The organism is Nostoc sp. UIC 10890 (genome assembly GCF_054786515.1).
Window position 1 is genome coordinate 4,894,272 of record NZ_JBSGKF010000001.1, and the last position, 16,399, is coordinate 4,910,670.

14 protein-coding genes are annotated in these 16,399 nt (G+C 43.4%); 8 read left to right on the forward strand and 6 right to left on the reverse strand.

Features of this window, described 5'->3' with window-relative positions; all coding sequences use genetic code 11:
* The first annotated feature begins 302 nt into the window (after nucleotides 1-302).
* The 7 genes from ACWATR_RS20200 (at nucleotide 303) to ACWATR_RS20230 (ending at nucleotide 9,438) form a co-directional block, all read left to right on the forward strand.
* Nucleotides 303-2,009, forward strand: coding sequence for an iron uptake porin (locus ACWATR_RS20200; protein ID WP_460336181.1), 1,707 nt, complete (start codon nucleotides 303-305; stop codon nucleotides 2,007-2,009).
* Nucleotides 2,010-2,350: 341 nt separating this feature from the next.
* A complete protein-coding gene (locus ACWATR_RS20205) occupies nucleotides 2,351-2,788 on the forward strand; it encodes an Rrf2 family transcriptional regulator (protein WP_460336184.1) in 438 nt (145 codons plus the stop codon).
* A 77-nt stretch (nucleotides 2,789-2,865) separates the two neighbouring features.
* Nucleotides 2,866-3,828 (forward strand): cysteine synthase A, encoded by a 963-nt coding sequence (cysK, locus tag ACWATR_RS20210; protein WP_460336187.1) that lies wholly within the window; start codon nucleotides 2,866-2,868, stop codon nucleotides 3,826-3,828.
* Nucleotides 3,829-3,843: 15 nt separating this feature from the next.
* Nucleotides 3,844-4,545, forward strand: a complete 702-nt coding sequence (locus tag ACWATR_RS20215; protein WP_069069050.1) for a J domain-containing protein — start codon at nucleotides 3,844-3,846, stop codon at nucleotides 4,543-4,545.
* Between the two features lie 139 nt (nucleotides 4,546-4,684).
* Complete coding sequence (locus ACWATR_RS20220; protein WP_460336191.1) at nucleotides 4,685-5,557, forward strand: 6-carboxytetrahydropterin synthase; 873 nt, start codon at nucleotides 4,685-4,687, stop codon at nucleotides 5,555-5,557.
* Between the two features lie 285 nt (nucleotides 5,558-5,842).
* The gene (locus ACWATR_RS20225; RefSeq protein ID WP_460336194.1) at nucleotides 5,843-6,919 is read left to right on the forward strand and encodes an AAA family ATPase; all 1,077 of its coding nucleotides are present in this window, start codon (nucleotides 5,843-5,845) and stop codon (nucleotides 6,917-6,919) included.
* A gap of 2 nt (nucleotides 6,920-6,921) precedes the next feature.
* Nucleotides 6,922-9,438 (forward strand): ATP-binding protein, encoded by a 2,517-nt coding sequence (locus ACWATR_RS20230; protein WP_460336198.1) that lies wholly within the window; start codon nucleotides 6,922-6,924, stop codon nucleotides 9,436-9,438.
* Nucleotides 9,439-9,859: 421 nt separating this feature from the next.
* Here the strand turns inward: ACWATR_RS20230 and ACWATR_RS20235 are convergent, their stop codons facing one another.
* On the reverse strand, nucleotides 9,860-10,699 hold the full coding sequence (locus ACWATR_RS20235; RefSeq protein WP_460340557.1) for a M56 family metallopeptidase: 840 nt from the start codon (nucleotides 10,697-10,699) through the stop codon (nucleotides 9,860-9,862).
* Nucleotides 10,699-11,118 (reverse strand): BlaI/MecI/CopY family transcriptional regulator, encoded by a 420-nt coding sequence (locus ACWATR_RS20240; RefSeq protein WP_069069046.1) that lies wholly within the window; start codon nucleotides 11,116-11,118, stop codon nucleotides 10,699-10,701. Before ACWATR_RS20240 ends, ACWATR_RS20235 begins: the two co-directional genes overlap by 1 nt.
* 449 nt (nucleotides 11,119-11,567) lie before the next feature.
* On the opposite strand from ACWATR_RS20240, the gene ACWATR_RS20245 reads away from it, so the two are divergent.
* Nucleotides 11,568-12,302 carry a 2-phosphosulfolactate phosphatase family protein gene (locus tag ACWATR_RS20245; protein ID WP_460336201.1) on the forward strand — a complete coding sequence of 245 codons (735 nt, stop codon included), beginning with the start codon at nucleotides 11,568-11,570 and terminating at the stop codon, nucleotides 12,300-12,302.
* A gap of 84 nt (nucleotides 12,303-12,386) precedes the next feature.
* Here ACWATR_RS20245 and rfbD read toward each other — a convergent pair whose 3' ends face one another.
* The 4 genes from rfbD to ACWATR_RS20265 all read right to left on the reverse strand — a co-directional run bounded on the left by rfbD (nucleotide 12,387) and on the right by ACWATR_RS20265 (nucleotide 16,390).
* Nucleotides 12,387-13,277, reverse strand: a complete 891-nt coding sequence (gene rfbD, locus ACWATR_RS20250) for a dTDP-4-dehydrorhamnose reductase (RefSeq protein WP_460336204.1) — start codon at nucleotides 13,275-13,277, stop codon at nucleotides 12,387-12,389.
* Between the two features lie 218 nt (nucleotides 13,278-13,495).
* A complete protein-coding gene (rfbC, locus tag ACWATR_RS20255) occupies nucleotides 13,496-14,041 on the reverse strand; it encodes a dTDP-4-dehydrorhamnose 3,5-epimerase (protein WP_460336207.1) in 546 nt (181 codons plus the stop codon).
* 104 nt (nucleotides 14,042-14,145) lie between these two features.
* Nucleotides 14,146-15,222 carry a glucose-1-phosphate thymidylyltransferase gene (locus tag ACWATR_RS20260; RefSeq protein ID WP_460336210.1) on the reverse strand — a complete coding sequence of 359 codons (1,077 nt, stop codon included), beginning with the start codon at nucleotides 15,220-15,222 and terminating at the stop codon, nucleotides 14,146-14,148.
* Between the two features lie 97 nt (nucleotides 15,223-15,319).
* Nucleotides 15,320-16,390 (reverse strand): glycosyltransferase family 4 protein, encoded by a 1,071-nt coding sequence (locus tag ACWATR_RS20265; protein WP_460336213.1) that lies wholly within the window; start codon nucleotides 16,388-16,390, stop codon nucleotides 15,320-15,322.
* Between the last annotated feature and the right edge of the window lie 9 nt (nucleotides 16,391-16,399).

The following is a 16,399-nucleotide window of genomic DNA, read 5'->3' on the forward strand; positions in this document are numbered from 1 at the left end:
TGCCCTAAACTCTACTCCCTGCTTAGATATTTAGATAACTATGTGTGACAGTTATTAAGCCGATCGCTCCAATCTTGCCATCTAGATCAGATGTTTTATAATGTTATGATATAAAGATATGTTTTTGCATAAGTTAATCACATAAGTTTTTAACCTCAAGTTAATCGTTTATTAGCTTTGCAAAAACTAAAATTGTAGTAGTGGCTACTATGCCTCATCCACAGGTTTCAATGAGATGTCGCATTTTTGAGAATTAGGTGCAACGAAACCAATTATCTAAACAAGGTGTGAGGAGTAAAGTGATGTCTAATCTTTTGTGGAAATCCTTAGTGGTTAGCCCAGCAGTTTTGGGAGCAACATTGTTAGTTTCGGCAACAGCAATTGCCGCCCCAAATACAACCACTGAAGTATCGCCAGCCGGACAAGTAAGTGCAACTGAAGTTGTCCAACAGCCAGAAATATTGGCGCAAACAACTATAGATCAAGTTAATCGCTACAGTAACGAAGGCAATCAAAATAACTCTCAGTCTCAAGTAACATCGGTTTCTCAATTTTCCGACGTACAACCCACCGACTGGGCATTCCAAGCATTGCAGTCGTTGGTTGAACGCTATGGTTGTATTGCAGGTTACCCAAATGCTACTTATCGCGGTAATCGTGCCTTGACTCGTTATGAATTTGCTGCTGGTTTGAATGCCTGTTTAGATCGAGTTAACGAATTGATTGCCACAGCAACAGCTGATTTGGTTACTAAACAAGATTTAGCTACTTTGCAGCGGTTACAAGAAGAATTTTCCGCAGAATTGGCAACTCTACGCGGTCGTGTTGATTCCCTAGAAGCGCGGACTGCTGAATTGGAAGCTAATCAGTTCTCCACTACCACCAAACTAGTTGGTGAAGCCATTTTTGCTGTTAGTGATGTGTTTGGCGGTACTAGTGGTGACAACAACAACACTGTCTTCCAAAACAGAGTACGCTTAGACTTGCAAACCAGCTTTACGGGTAGAGATGTTTTACATACCCGTCTTGCTGCTGGTAATGCAGACGCTTTTTTACTTGATACTCCTGTAGCAACTGCTGAAGGTACACAAACCTTTCAAGTCGGTAATGGCGATGGTGGCAACAGTGTCAAAATAGACCGTTTAACCTATGAAGTTCCCATAGGCCCAGCCAACGTTTACCTCGCAGCTAGTGGCGGACGACACAGCCATTACGCTGCTGTTAACAACCCCTACTTTTTCGATCAAACTGACGGTGGTAATGGTGCCCTGTCTAGCTTTGCTTCTGAAAGTCCCATTTATCGGATTGGTGGTGGTGCAGGTATAGCGCTCAACATACCCTTTGGTCAAAACAGCGGTATTTTGGGAAATAGTTCAATAACTGCGGGTTACTTGGCATCAGAAGCGAATAATCCTGGTCTTGGTCAAGGTCTTACCAACGGCGACTATGCAGCTTTAGGACAGTTTAACTTTAGTGTAGGCGATCGCTTGGCTTTAGCTGCTACCTACGTCCACGCTTATAATGGCGGAGCTGGTAATTTATTTAACTCCGGTTCTACGTCAAACGCAGATCTTGTTGCAGTAGGTACTGGACAAGGTAACGCTTTACTAGGTGAAGGTTCCAGCAATTCCTACGGTCTGTCAGCTGCGTTTAGACCCAGCGACAAGCTCTCAGTTAGTGGCTTCGTCTCTTACCATGATGTCACCGGCTTCGGTGCAGGTGATGATTATGAAGCTTGGAGCTACGGTGCTGGGGTTGCTTTAGTTGATTTTGGTAAACAGGGTAACGTTTTAGGTATTTTCGCTGGAGCAGAACCTTATTCCCGTAACCGAGCAGCTTTTGCTGGTAGTGGTAATGATGTACCTTATCACTTTGAAGGCTTCTACAAGTATCGCGTGTCAGATAACATCTCTGTTACCCCTGGTGTAATCTGGTTGACCTCTCCTGGTCAAAACAGCGATAATGACGATGCAATTATCGGTACGCTCAGAACAACTTTCACCTTCTAGAGTGTTGACTATCCACTAACAATTTTGAACTCTATTTCTCCCCGCCATCAGGCGGGGCTTTTTGTTTTGAGTAGCAGCAATGGATAAACCCCAGTATTTAACCGGAGTATACTAGAAAAGTTAGGAGTTGTGAATTCTACAAGTGACTTACGCCGTGAGTAACTTTTTCTGAGCGAGCTTTTCTAATTAAAGTTGGCTTTATTAAAGTTACATATTGCTTAATATCCTAACTCTGCGGATTTTGAACTTGGGATTTTATATTGAAGAAAAAATATAAAATTCAGATTGAATGACTATTAATTCCTAACTCCTAATTTATAACCCCTAACTTATTGCTACTTGTGGAACTATCCTGTAAATCGGAATACGCAATTCTCGCCTTATTAGAGATGGCTGCTCATTACGAAAGTGGCGAACCGCTGCAAATTCGACACATTGCAGCACGACAAAATATACCTGATCGTTATCTCGAACAACTACTAGCGACCTTGAGGCGTGGGGGTATAGTCAAGAGTCAACGCGGGTCAAAAGGTGGCTATCTGTTAACGCGAGAACCCCGAAAAATCATCCTTTTTGAGATTTTAGAATGTTTAGAAGGGTTAGAGGTGCAGACTGGTGAAGAAAAGGTTAATTCCAAAACAGTAGACAGTTCGGTTATAGAAGAAATTTGGCAAGAAGCAAGTCGCGCGGCAAATTCAGTGTTGCAAAAATATACGCTCCAGGATCTTTGTGAAAAACGAGATTCCCGGCGGCAGTTGGATATAATGTACTACATTTAGTCAAGAGTCATTTGTTATTTGTTGATAACGAATGACCAATAATTAATAACTAATAACTAATAACTAAGGACTAAATTATGCGAATAGCTCGTAACATTACAGAACTGGTTGGTCGTACACCCCTAGTGCAGTTGAACCGCATTCCTCAAACAGAAGGATGTGTTGCGGAAATTGTGATCAAGCTGGAAAGTATGAACCCATCAGCATCAGTTAAAGACCGGATTGGGGTGAGTATGATTAACGCTGCTGAAGAAGAGGGACTGATTACTCCTGGGAAAACAGTATTGGTAGAACCCACATCTGGAAACACAGGAATTGCCCTCGCAATGGCAGCAGCAGCCAAGGGTTATCGATTAATTTTGACAATGCCAGAGACGATGAGTGGGGAGCGTCGGGCAATGTTGCGGGCATACGGGGCAGAACTGGAACTAACACCAGGTATGGAAGGTATGAGTGGAGCAATTGGACGGGCACAACAAATAGTTAATACTACGCCAAATACCTATATGTTGCAGCAGTTCCGCAATCCAGCTAATACAAAAGTACATCGGGAAACTACAGCGCTTGAAATCTGGGAAGATACTGATGGACAAGTAGATATCATTGTGGCAGGGGTGGGCACAGGTGGTACGATCACTGGTGTAGCGGAGGTGATTAAAGCACGCAAGCCTGATTCTAAAGCGATCGCTGTTGAACCAGCCAATAGCCCTGTTTTATCTGGGGGACGACCAGGGCCACACAAAATCCAGGGAATTGGTGCTGGGTTTATTCCCCAAGTATTAAAGATAAAATTGATTGATGAAGTGATTACTGTCACGGATGAAGAAGCGATCGCATACAGTCGGCGTTTAGCAAAAGAAGAAGGGCTACTATCTGGTATTTCTAGTGGAGCAGCTTTATGTGCAGCAATTCGCGTCGCCCAACGTCAAGAAAATAAGGGACGTTTAATTGTGATGATTCAGCCCAGTTTTGGCGAGAGGTATTTGAGTACACCGTTGTTCCAAGACTTGGAGGCAAGATTAGCCACTAGCGTCAGTTAACGATACATTGAATTAATGGTCAATTCTAAGCACGTTTCTAACCATTACGAAACTCTCAAAGTTAGTCCAAGTGCAAGCCAAGCGGAGATTAAGCTTGCTTATCGCCGCTTGGTTAAGTTATTTCATCCTGACAGTAATCAGGATACAGCCGATCATGAGCAGATTATCCGCATCAATGCAGCTTATGAGGTCTTAGGCGATAACCAAAATCGCCGTAATTATGACCAAGAACTGCAAGATGACTCTCAAAAATTAAATAGCGATCGCCAACAGCGTACAGCATCAGCGCAAAGGCATCACCAGACAAGACGAAAAACCGGACGCGATGTTGATGAGCAAGTTGAGGAATGGCTGCGCCAAGTTTACCAACCAGTTAATCGTTTGCTTTGTAACATTCTTTATTCGTTAGAAGAACAAATGGAGCAATTAGCTGCTGATCCGTTTGATGATGAGCTGTTAGATGAATTCCAGGAATACTTACAAGCCTGTCGAGATGACCTTAAACAGGCACAAAGTACTTTTCGCTCCCTACCAAATCCCCCTAGTCTAGCAAGAACAGCGGCTCACCTATACTACAGCCTCGATCAGGTAGCAGATGGACTCGAAGAATTAGGTTACTTTCCTTTGAATTACGATGAGCGTTATTTGCACACAGGTCAAGAACTATTCCGCATAGCTACGGGATTACACTGTGAGGCACAAGCGTCTGTTACATAGTAATTGGGCATGGGGCATGGGGCATGGGGCAATGACAAATGACAAATGACAAATGACCAATGACAAATGACTAAGAAATTAGTTTATGCTGGAAACAGAAAAAGATTAAGAAATTTTAAATTCTGCTCATAGTGTACTCATGCAATGCATTGTTAATCGCCGCGCCCAGTTTTCAGCAAGTCATCGTTATTGGTTGCCAGAACTGAGTGAAGCCGAGAATATTGAGAAATTTGGTGCTTGCTCTAGATTTCCGGGACACGGACATAACTATGTTTTATTTATCTCCCTAACCGGGGAATTGGATGAATATGGCATGGTGCTGAACTTGTCTGATGTGAAACACGTAATTAAACGGGAAGTTACCAGTCAATTGGACTTCTCTTATCTCAACGATGTGTGGGCAGAATTTCAACAAACTCTGCCTACCACTGAGAATATTGCACGGATTATCTGGCAGCGGCTAGCACCTCATTTGCCTTTAGTCCGTGTGCAGTTATTTGAACATCCTGAACTTTGGGCAGATTATATGGGAAACGCAATGGAAGCCTACCTCACCATCAGTACTCACTTTAGCGCCGCCCATCGGCTAGCTCATCCTAAGCTCAGTAACGAAGAAAACACTGAGATTTATGGTAAGTGCGCTCGTCCCCACGGTCACGGACACAACTATCATCTAGAAGTCACTGTCAAAGGGAAAATTGACCCACGTACTGGGATGATTATTGATTTAGGTGCCCTGAATCAAGTGGTAGAAGATTATGTGGTAGAGCCATTTGATCACACCTTTTTAAACAAAGATATTCCCTATTTTGGCGAAGTTGTGCCCACTGCTGAGAATATCGCACTTTACATTAGTCATTTACTGCGATCGCCCATTCAGGAATTGGGAGCTAAACTTTACAAAGTAAAACTGATTGAAAGTCCCAATAACTCTTGTGAAATTTACTGCACGGAGTCAGAATTAGACTCAGCCAGTACAACCATGAATCAGCCAGTATTGGCAAGCGTTTAAGTAATTTAAAATCCAGGCATAGGACATAGGGAATTTATATCATCCCCATGCCCATGCCCAAGCTAGAAAAGTTTGTTCTACACTCTTAGCAGTAAACATTGGGCCATTTGCCAAATAAATATTTTTCTCAGATACCACGTTTAAGACAAGACGCGATGAATCGCCGTCTCTACAAATTGGTACGGTGATTTATCGCGTCTTTGTGATCTGCAAAGAGATTATGGGACTAGTGGTATTGTTTTAGGTGATTGCACTTAAATTGCTGAAACTAGGATAACGCTTTACATGACTTCTGGAGCGCTGCCTTCTAATCCTTTTGTGGCTGCGGGGATGATTGAAGATCCCAGGCTGTTTGTCGGTCGTAAAGATGAATTACACGCGATCGCATCTCGGATGAAGGGCGATCAGCCTACAAGTATAAATATAGTTGGTGAGAAGCACATTGGTAAATCTTCGTTGCTGCATTATTTTGTTCGGACTTGGGAGCAGCGAGTATTACAAAACACTGATCGTTATGTGGTTATTTATTTACCGTTACGGGGTGTAGATTGCCAAACTGAAACGGGTTTTTATGAGGCTGTAGCTGAAGGTTTACTGAATCACGTTCCGGGATGGCAACAACGCAGTCTGCAAAATTGTTGGAAGACTAAACCGCTTAATCGTCAAGCTTTTTCAGATGCGGTGAAGGAATGGAAACAGCAAGTAAAGCTACCCGTTCTCTGTCTGGATGATTTTGAAAGCCTTTTGAAATATCCTGATAAATTTGATAATGGATTTTATGACAATTTGCGATCGCTGATGGATAGCAACGCCTTAATGCTAGTTGTGGCTTCGCGTAAACAACTGGATGTTTATGCTAACGAGCATCGGTTTGTCTCTAGTTTTTTCAATCTTGGTAACACTATTTATTTGAAAGAACTAACTACAGATGAGGCTATTGAACTGTCGCGCTTACCAAGTCGCTCTACTAATGGTGCAGCTTTGAGTGTAGACGAACAGAATCATGCCCAGCAATGGGGTAATTGTCATCCTTATAAGTTGCAATTGGCCGGTTACTATTTGTGGGAAGCACGTCAACAAGGCAAGGCAATCAAGTGGGCGAAACAGCAGTTTGACCAACAGCTTGCAAATTCTAAATCCAAAGTAAAAGGAAAGTGGTGGCAATTATGGCTGCATTGGTTAGTTTGGGATTTACCAGTGCGCCTGGGTAGAATAGCCAAGTTTATTGGTGGGGCTGTTGATGATGTGAGCAACTGGATTATCGGGATGGTAATTCTGCTTTTGCTCGTTTTGGTTTTAGTGGGTGTGCTGCACTGGGATGAAGTTTGGGATTTTGTGCGTGACAAGTTGGGGATAAAGTAGCCATGAGTAACAAGTCTTCAGCATCAGGCTTTTGGAATTATGTGGCTGAATGCTTGCGCCTGCTGTATTGGATTTACTTCAAACCTTTTACCTTTGAACGTTGGCTGCGTGATATTCATCCAGAACTGAAGCCGAGAGATAACCCTTTTGATAAACGAGCTGAGTTTCGCACTAACCGACGCTTGCATCGCTATGCTGGGCAAGTTTGGTGGCTAATTGCTGTAGTCCCAATGTTTGCTGTATTGCTGGTGGCACCAGTTTACACTCTGGTTAGTGGTGAGTCATTTAACTGGTTTATAAGCTGTGTTTTTTTGGTCGGCTGGTTTATAGGAAGGTTTTTTGACCGTGGCGGTAATAAAAATAAGTTAGTTATTTTCCTTGCTGCTGTCCTTAGCATATTTTTGGCATATCAATTTTTGTCAGGCGTAGCGTTCGTCGTGGCGTTCGTCGTGGCGGTAGGCGTGGCGGTAGGCGTGACGGTAGGCGTGGCGTTCGTCGTGGCGGGAGGCGTGGCGTTCGGCGTGGCGTTCGTCTTGGCGGTAGTCGTGGCAGGAGGCGTGGCGGGAGCCGTGGCGTTCGTCGTGGCGGGAGCCGTGGCGGGAGACGTGGGGTTCCTCGTGGCGGGAGACGTGGGGTTCCTCGTGGCGGTAGGCGTGGCGGTAGGCGTGGCGGGAGGTGTGGCGAGAGGCGTGGCAGGAGGCATGGCGGGAAGCGTGACGGGAAGTGTGGCAGTAGGCGTGGCAGGAGGCGTGGCAGGAGGCGTGGCAGGAGGCTTGGCGTTAGGCGTGGTGTTTGTCGTGGCGGTAAGCGTGGTGTTTGTCGTGGTGTTTATTTTAGGTGTGTTGCGGGTTTACTTTTGGTTGGGAGAATTACTGTGGATACTCACCTTGTTCTTATTGTCTCGCAATGGAAAGCGGGTAAATTGTTTGCGATATCTGCCTCCTCGCTTTGATGAATTGATTATTTTGCCTCTGCCTTTTATGGATATGATGATTGTAGAGGCTTATCGAAAGAACCCAATCGCTGCCCGTGAGACTATTAATTATCTAATCTCTTCCACCAACCAGCAAAAAGTTGCAGCACAAGCAATTTCTGGTATTGCTGTAGATATTGTCAACCGTTGTCAGAGGTTGAGCGATATTGTGGAGATTGCCAACCAACTAGCGTGGATTCCCTCACCACCACCAAAAGAACTTGGCATTGTAGTGCCCCAATTTTTGGATATTAGTCAGAATGTACGGGCATCAGAGGAAGCAACTTCACTTTATCGTAAATATGAGTTACTGAACATTCCCATCAAGGCATTACGCCACCTGGGGCAAAGTCTAGCTTTGGCAAAAGATGCTCGCGTTGCTGTTTCTTTTGGCAACACTGCACAAAACTGGCTAACTATACTAGAGACGGCGCAGCGCACTTTAAACGAACAGGCACAGCGATCGCAAGAGATTCGACAAGTTTATATTGCTGGTAACTCACTAGACCCGGAAACAGCAAAGAATCGTTTTAAAGGGCGAATTGATATATTTCGGGAAATTGAAACTTTGGCACTTTCTGAGCAACCGCCAGTGCTGTTACTCTATGGAGGGCGGAGGACAGGGAAAACCTCAGCGCTGAAATATCTACCTTATAGAATTGGCTCAGGTATTGTACCTTTGCTGGTAGATTTACAAGGAGCAGCAGCAGCTACAACCTTAAAAGGATTGGCTGAAAATTTAGCTCAACAAATTATCGAAGCTGCACGGCGATTACCCCGCAAAGTATTCTTGCCTAATCCAGATGCGAATAAACTAGCTGAAGATCCATTTCCCGCGCTGCAAACTTGGTTAGCAGAAATAGAACGCAACAACTCTGGTAAGCAATTTCTCCTTTGTTTGGATGAATATGAACGCCTGGGTGAGGTAGTAGAAGCAACAAGCAGCCGTGCGCCACTCAATTTTATTCGTAACCTGCTGCAACATCAACGCAAGTGGATTTTACTTTTTAGTGGTTCGCAGGAGTTATCTGAACTTGATGATTACTGGAGTGACTATCTAATTAACACCCGTGCTTTGCGAATGACTTACCTGCACGAGTCAGAAGCCCGCGATTTGATTCAACAGCCAGTAGAGAATTTCAGCGATATCTATGAACTAACGGCTGTAGATGAAATTATTCAAGTTACTCGCTGTCAACCTTATCTTGTTCAGTTGGTGTGTTATGAGGTGGTGGAGTTGCTAAACCGTGATATCAGAAGAAACAGGCGAGAAGCAGATACAGCAAAAGCTACTGCACAGGATGTTAAAGAAGTTATACCTGTTGTGCTGGAGCGAGGCGATCAGTATTTTCGGGAATTATGGAAGAGTTTAACAGAGAGCGATCGCTCTCTCCTGCGCCGAATAATCCACGGGGAAATTCCCACGCAGCAAGACAAAGGCGTTGTCCGCAAACTAACGCGAAAAGAAATCTTGACTCCAGAAGGCAATGCTTTTCAAGTGCCTTTGGTACAAAAATATATAGAACAGTTGCTAGAAGAAGAATAAGCGGGGTTGCATATTTGCGGGATGATTTTATTATTTTTGTGGGATGGGCATCTTGCCCGTCCCTTTTATTTCCGGGCGGGCAGGATGCCCACCCCACAAGAATCATCCCTTAATTCAGCAACGCCGAGTAAGCTTAATTCGTAATTCGTAATTACCGCTTGTTAATTTGTTTTGATTGCAATTTTCGTTACAAACACTACGAGTTTTGTTAGCAACGCTACGAGTTTTGTTACAAACACTACGAGTTTCGTTAGTAACGCTACGATTTTCGTTACAAACACTACGAGTTTTGTTAGCAACGCTACGATTTTCGTTACAAATATAACGATTTTTGTTACAAACACCACGATTTGGTTACAAATAACATAATTTTCGTTACAAACATAACGATTTCGTGCTGTAGTAGCTTGCTAAATTCAACTTAACTATGAAATATCACAGTCAGTAGAGGCAGAAACGCCAACAGAAAGCCATGCCACGATTGCAATTGAGCTTCTGGGGTTGCTTCTGGTGGTGCTAATAGAGCTTCTACTCTTTGTTCTAAACGATCTGCACCAGAGGAACCTAATGCAGCACAGCAAATTTCTGATAAGACGGGGCCGCTACTAACTACTAATAAAAGTGATTCCGCTAATACCAGAGGGTCTACTTGCAATGCTGCATAACCGTCGGCACGGAGTTCGCGCAAAGCTAAAAGTTCTTCCCACAAAGGCTCTGTATTTGGCAACCATGCAGTGCAGGAACGCACCCAACCCAGCCAGAAAAACCAGAATGTATCCCTGTAATGGTGATGCCCTTGCTCATGGGCTAAGACGCTTTCTAAATGAACCGGTGAGAGTGTTTGCACTAATCCTTGACTAACCACGAGTTCTGGTTGCCAAAAACCGATTTGACCTGCAAACAACGCGCCCGTTTGCAGCAGTCTGGCTCGTCTATCGCCAACATTCACTAAAGGGCAGTTACGGGCAGATTCTACAGACTGCCAACCCTGGAAGGCAAGTTTAATGCATGAAATGGCAAAAAATGCCAAATAAATGAATGCTAGTAAATAGCTAATTGAGCCTGTATACATCCCGCCCATTTGTCCTTGAGGCCCCATGAATACCACAGCGATCGCAGTCATGAAAATTAGCAAGGGCGGGAAGAGAAACAAAAATAGCGATCGCTGCCACCGCAGACTCCAATTGCCTTGGGGTTGATTCCAAGCGGATCTTAACAACCAGGCAACTGCCAAAGCAATTAAAATCATCATTAGATGCATCATTGTTCCTCCCTGGCTTGGCGTGCAGATTGAATACGTTTGGCGATCGCTGCTATTTGCTCACTAGCTGCTTCATCTAAGCTATCTGCAAAAGCAGCAATAACATCAGGATTTCCCACCGCCAGAAATCGCTGTAACTGCTCATGAGCTTTGATGACATCTGATTGCTGCTTACTCAGCATTGGCCGCCAATAGAATGCCCGCTCTTTCTTATCGCAGGCCAGCCAACCTTTATCAGTGAGGCGACGTAAAACGGTGGTGACAGAAGTATACGCTAATTCGCGATTGGGATCGGCGAGGATGCGATCGTGTACATCCTTGACTGTGGCTGAACCAAGTTCCCAGATAATATTTAAAATTTCCGCTTCCAAGGGGCCTAAAGATAGTTGTTTAGGGCGGTAGTCGGGTAAAGGTGCCATAGCAATTTCGATGGGGAGTGGGGAATGGGAGAAACGCAATTAATCGCGTCTGTACTGGAGAATGGGGAATGAGTGGATATCCGTCTCTTTGGGCTGTAACTTTTTGAAGCTGTAAATTTTCCCCATTTAAAAATTTTGTTCTTGTTTTAGGTTACAAGATAGTGCAGCAAGTCTGAAAGTCTAAAAGCATAAAAATGGGCTTTTGGAGTATTTATTAGGGATTAAGGACTCTTAAGATTTAGTTAAAACTCCTAGCAGGTTTCTTTCCGGCTCCCAGTAGAGACGTGATTAATTGCGTTTCTACCGACTCCCATCTATGTATTGAATGAGATACATTTTGTATTTTGATGGTAAAAAATGCTCCAAGATCAATTGTGACTATAGTTAGTGACACCAACTAGGTAGAATGTTATTTGCGGCAGTTGTATTAAAGCAGGTGTATCCAGCGCGTGAAGCTATTCGTATATCACACTCCTGAATTGACTCCAACGGATAAAGCGCCAGAATGTGCGATCGCAGTCGATGTCTTGCGAGCCACTAGCACAATTGCGACAGTTTTGGCATCTGGAGGCGAAGCTGTACAAGTATTCAGCGATTTAGATCAGTTAATTGAAGTTAGCGAAAAATGGCCCCCTGAAAAACGCCTGCGGGCTGGAGAACGCGGCGGTGCGAAAGTACCTGGCTTTGAGTTAGGAAACTCTCCCCTCGACTGCACACCAGAATTAGTGCAGGGGCGTCGCTTATTTATCAGTACCACCAATGGTACTCGTGCCTTACAAAGGGTACAAGACTCCCCAAATCTATTAGCAGCAGCCTTGATTAACCGGGCGGCGGTGGTGCAATTTCTCCTAGAGAAACAACCAGAGACAGTGTGGATTGTCGGTTCTGGTTGGGAAGGTAGTTTTTCTTTAGAGGATACAGTTTGTGCAGGTGCGATCGCTCATAGTATTTTGCAGCAAACCCAGTTATCACCAGAAGAACTAGCTGGTAATGATGAAGTTGTTAGTGCGATCGCTCTTTACTCTCAGTGGCAAGATAACTTATTAGGATTATTCCACCAAGCTAGTCACGGTCAACGATTGTTGCGTCTTGACTGTTTAGATGATTTAAAATATTGTTCTCAAACTGATATTTTAGATGTCTTGCCAATACAACATGAAACGGGAGTTTTAAAAAAGGGATAGGGGACTGGGGACTGAAGAAGGGAATAGGGTAAAGGTTACAGGGTACAGATTATTACCTGTCACCTGTCACCTGTCACCTCTCCCCTAATCTTCATGCCCTATTTTCAAATCTGTGAGCATTTGTCTGAGTCTTTGTCGCCAATGGGGGGGATAAGTCCCTAGAATTGCTGAAATTTTTCCACAAGCAAGCACAGAATAGGCTGGGCGACTGGCTGGTGTTGGATAGTCGACAGTTGTAATGGGGACAATACGTTCAACTTTTAAAGGGAAGCCTAGCTGTTGGGCTTCTTCAACAATGGCAACAGCAAAGTCATACCAACTAGCAACGCCGCTATTAGTGTAGTGATAAGTGCCGCTAATTTCTGGAGTTAGCTGGGGAATCGTCTGGGCTATGACTGCGGCTATATCTTGCGCCCAAGTCGGGCTACCAATTTGATCCGCGACAACACGGATTTCTTGGCGTTCTGCACCTAGCCGCAGCATGGTTTTAACAAAGTTACTTTTGCCAAAGTTTCCATAAACCCAAGCAGTACGGAGAATGAGGTGATGGGCGCAAGTTTGCCGAATAGCTTCTTCTCCAGCGAATTTGGTTTTACCATAGATACTCAAAGGATTAGTTGCATCGGTTTCCTGGTAAGGGCGATACCCATTACCATCGAAAACATAATCGGTCGAAATATGAATTAGGAAAGCTCCTAATTTTTGGCTTTCTTGGGCAAGAATTTGGGGTGCAGTAGCATTAATCGCGGTAGCAAGTTCGGGTTCACTTTCTGCTTTGTCTACAGCAGTATAAGCAGCAGCGTTAATGATGATTTGCGGCTGCTTTGCTCTGATAAAGTTGCGGAGGTTATCGGGTTGGGCAAGGTCTACTATTGGGCGTGCTACTGAGATCACATCGCCATAGCTTGAGAGGATTTGTTCTAGTTCCTTACCCACTTGACCATTGCTACCAATCAGCAAAATTGATTTAGTCATTAGTCATTTGTCATTTGTCATTTGTCCAAGAAAAGCCATGCCCACTCTTTAACTTGGTTTGAATTAGTTCGATGAAAGACAAAGTTTTTCCACATACTATAAAAGTAAGCTTAGGGTATAGCAATAGGCTGGGTATCTGAAAACCAATGACCAATGACCAATGACCAATGACCAATGACCAATGACCAATGACCAATGACCAATGACCAATGACTACGTTAATCAAATACTTCAGCAGTTCTCAAAGATTTCCCAGCTTGGTCTTTAGCTGATAAAATCGGTGATGCATTCAGAGGCCAATCTATAGCTAAATCTGGATCGTTCCATAGAATTGTGCGATCGCCTTGGGGTGCGTAATAATCTGTAGCTTTGTAGAGAACTTCGGCTATTTCTGAAAGCACGAGAAAGCCGTGGGCAAAGCCTGGTGGTATCCACAGTATGCGTTTGTTCTGAGCGCTGAGTTCAGAACCTACCCATTTACCAAAGGTAGGAGAGCTTTTTCTAATATCTACAGCTACGTCAAAGATAGTACCCACAATAGCTCGGACAAGTTTACCTTGGGGTTGGTGGATTTGGTAGTGTAATCCCCGCAGAACGTTTTGTTTTGAGCCAGAGTGGTTATCTTGAACAAAGTTAGTAACAATACCAGTCTCTTGGGCAAATTTTCGATCGTTGTAGGCTTCAAAAAAGAACCCGCGATCGTCTGCAAATACTTGGGGTTCGAGTTCTATAACTTCGGGAATTTTGGTATGTACAATGCTCATTAATATTATTTCGAGTAATCTGCCACAGTGTTAATTGTGAGAGCAATTTAATGCTTGTATTTTACAGCTAGCAGGGAACACTTCGACTGTGGCTTTTCCTGTTTTTAAGTTAGTTCAATTTGACAGTCATCGCCAATTAGAAATCGCAAGGCTTTGGGGCGACGGGGTGCAAGAGTCAATTGTGCCCTTTGTCCAATGACACTATCGATTATCCGCTGATGAATTCCGGCAATTTTAGCACTTTCTAAAATCACACTGTGTTCTAAATCAGTATCAATGAGCGTCACGTTATTAGCAATACTACTATAAGGACCAATAAAGCAGTTTTCTAAATGACAATTGCTACCAATGACTACTGGCCCCCGAATTGTGCAGTTAATTACTTGAGATTTGGCACCGATTTGGACTCGCCCAATAATATGACTTTGGGCATCAACTTCACCAATAACTGATGCTGTTAAATATGTATCGAGAATCAATCGGTTAGCTTCTAATAAGTCATCTTTTTTACCAGTGTCTAACCACCAGCCTTGGAGATTGTGGGCTACAACCTGCTTATTCTGATTAATTAGGTATTGAATAGCATCAGTGATTTCTAGTTCACCTCTGGTGGAAGGTTGGATATTTGCGATCGCATCAAAGATGAGATGAGAAAAGAAATAAACTCCTACCAATGCCAGATTTGAAGGAGGAACTTTGGGTTTTTCAATTAACTGTAATACCCTTCCTGTTTCATCGACCTGAGCCACACCAAAGGCGCTAGGGTTTGCAACCGAACGCAAGAGAATCAAAGCATCTGGTTGTTGTTGGCTAAATTGTTGCAGAAAGTAACGTAACTCACCTAGTTGAATCAGGTTATCGCCCAAGTACATGACAAAGGGAGAATCTCCTAAAAAGGGACGGGCGATTTGGACGGCGTGAGCAAGTCCGGCTGGCTGTTTTTGTACGATGTAGGTGATGTTCGCTCCAAAGTATTCTCCATTTCCGGTTTTACCTTGGACTTCTGCCCCAGTTTCCGGGCTGATGATGATGCCAATATCAGTAATACCAGCCGCGACCATTTCTTCAATGCCATACCATAAAACAGGTTTATTCGCAACTGGTACGAGTTGTTTTGCTCCGCTATAGGTGAGGGGACGTAAACGTGTACCTTTCCCGCCAGAGAGAATTAGTGCTTTCATAAGGATTGAGGATTAGTTGTAAGTCATTAGTCAAGATAATCTGAAATCTGGACAAAATCCTAAATTCTCGCATCTAATTCTGGTGTTATTTTGTCTTTCATAAGTAGCGGGATAAAACTTCGACGGTTGCTTTTCCTGTTTTTTCCCAACTGAATTGTTGGGAGTGAGTGATACCTTGGCTAGAAAGGTGCGATCGCAGTGCCGAATCAGTTGCGATCGCCTGCATCGCCTCTGTAATTTCTCCGACGTTGTAGGGATTGATAAGTATCGCTGCATTTCCGGCCACTTCTGGTAAGGAGGAGAGATTGGAGGTAATGACAGGAGTACCACAAGCCATTGCTTCGAGGACAGGTAAACCAAAACCTTCCCAAAGACTGGGGAAAACCAGAGCGATCGCTTGATTGATGATTTTTGGCAATTCGCTGTAAGGAATATAGTCTAGGAACTTTACTTGATTAGTTATACCTAGTTTCTCAACTTGCGCTGTTAAAACTGGAGTATAACGGCGATCGCTGGGTCCCGCTAACCAAAGCTCGTAATCTTTACAGTTAGGTAATGCCGCAAAAGCGGCAATTAAACGTTCAGGATTTTTGTGAGGATTATGCCGTCCTAAATAAAGGAAATAATTTTGCTTTGGTAAATCCAAGCAAAAAAAATTTTTGACATCATAAGCTAGTGGAATTGCAGTTATTTTTTCCTGGGAAACTCCCAAAAATTTGCTTAAATCTTCAGCAGTTGCGATTGAATTACAAATAACGTGTTTTGATTGTCTGATTACAGCACGAATATAATAGCTGCAATAAAGCTGCTGTGTCACAGAAAACCATTGTGGAAATCTAAGAGGAATTAAATCATGAACAGTAACTATATAAGAACAAGAAGAAAATAAAGGAGCCTCTGGAATAGGAGAAAATAGTAACGTAGAATTCATTTTATGATATATATTCGGCAGTTTAAATTGCGTCCATATCAGGCGCTTTAAATGCCCTTTTATGCCAAAATCTGTCGTAATATCTGGTGGAGAATAATAACATTTAATGCCAGATATTTTTAATGGACTTAATACGTCAATATCTAAATTTTTTAGCTCTTTTAATAAATTCAGGCTATAATTTAACCAACCTGTTGGTTGAGTTGGTGCAAAAGATAAATTTGCGAGAACAGGCATAATAAAAAA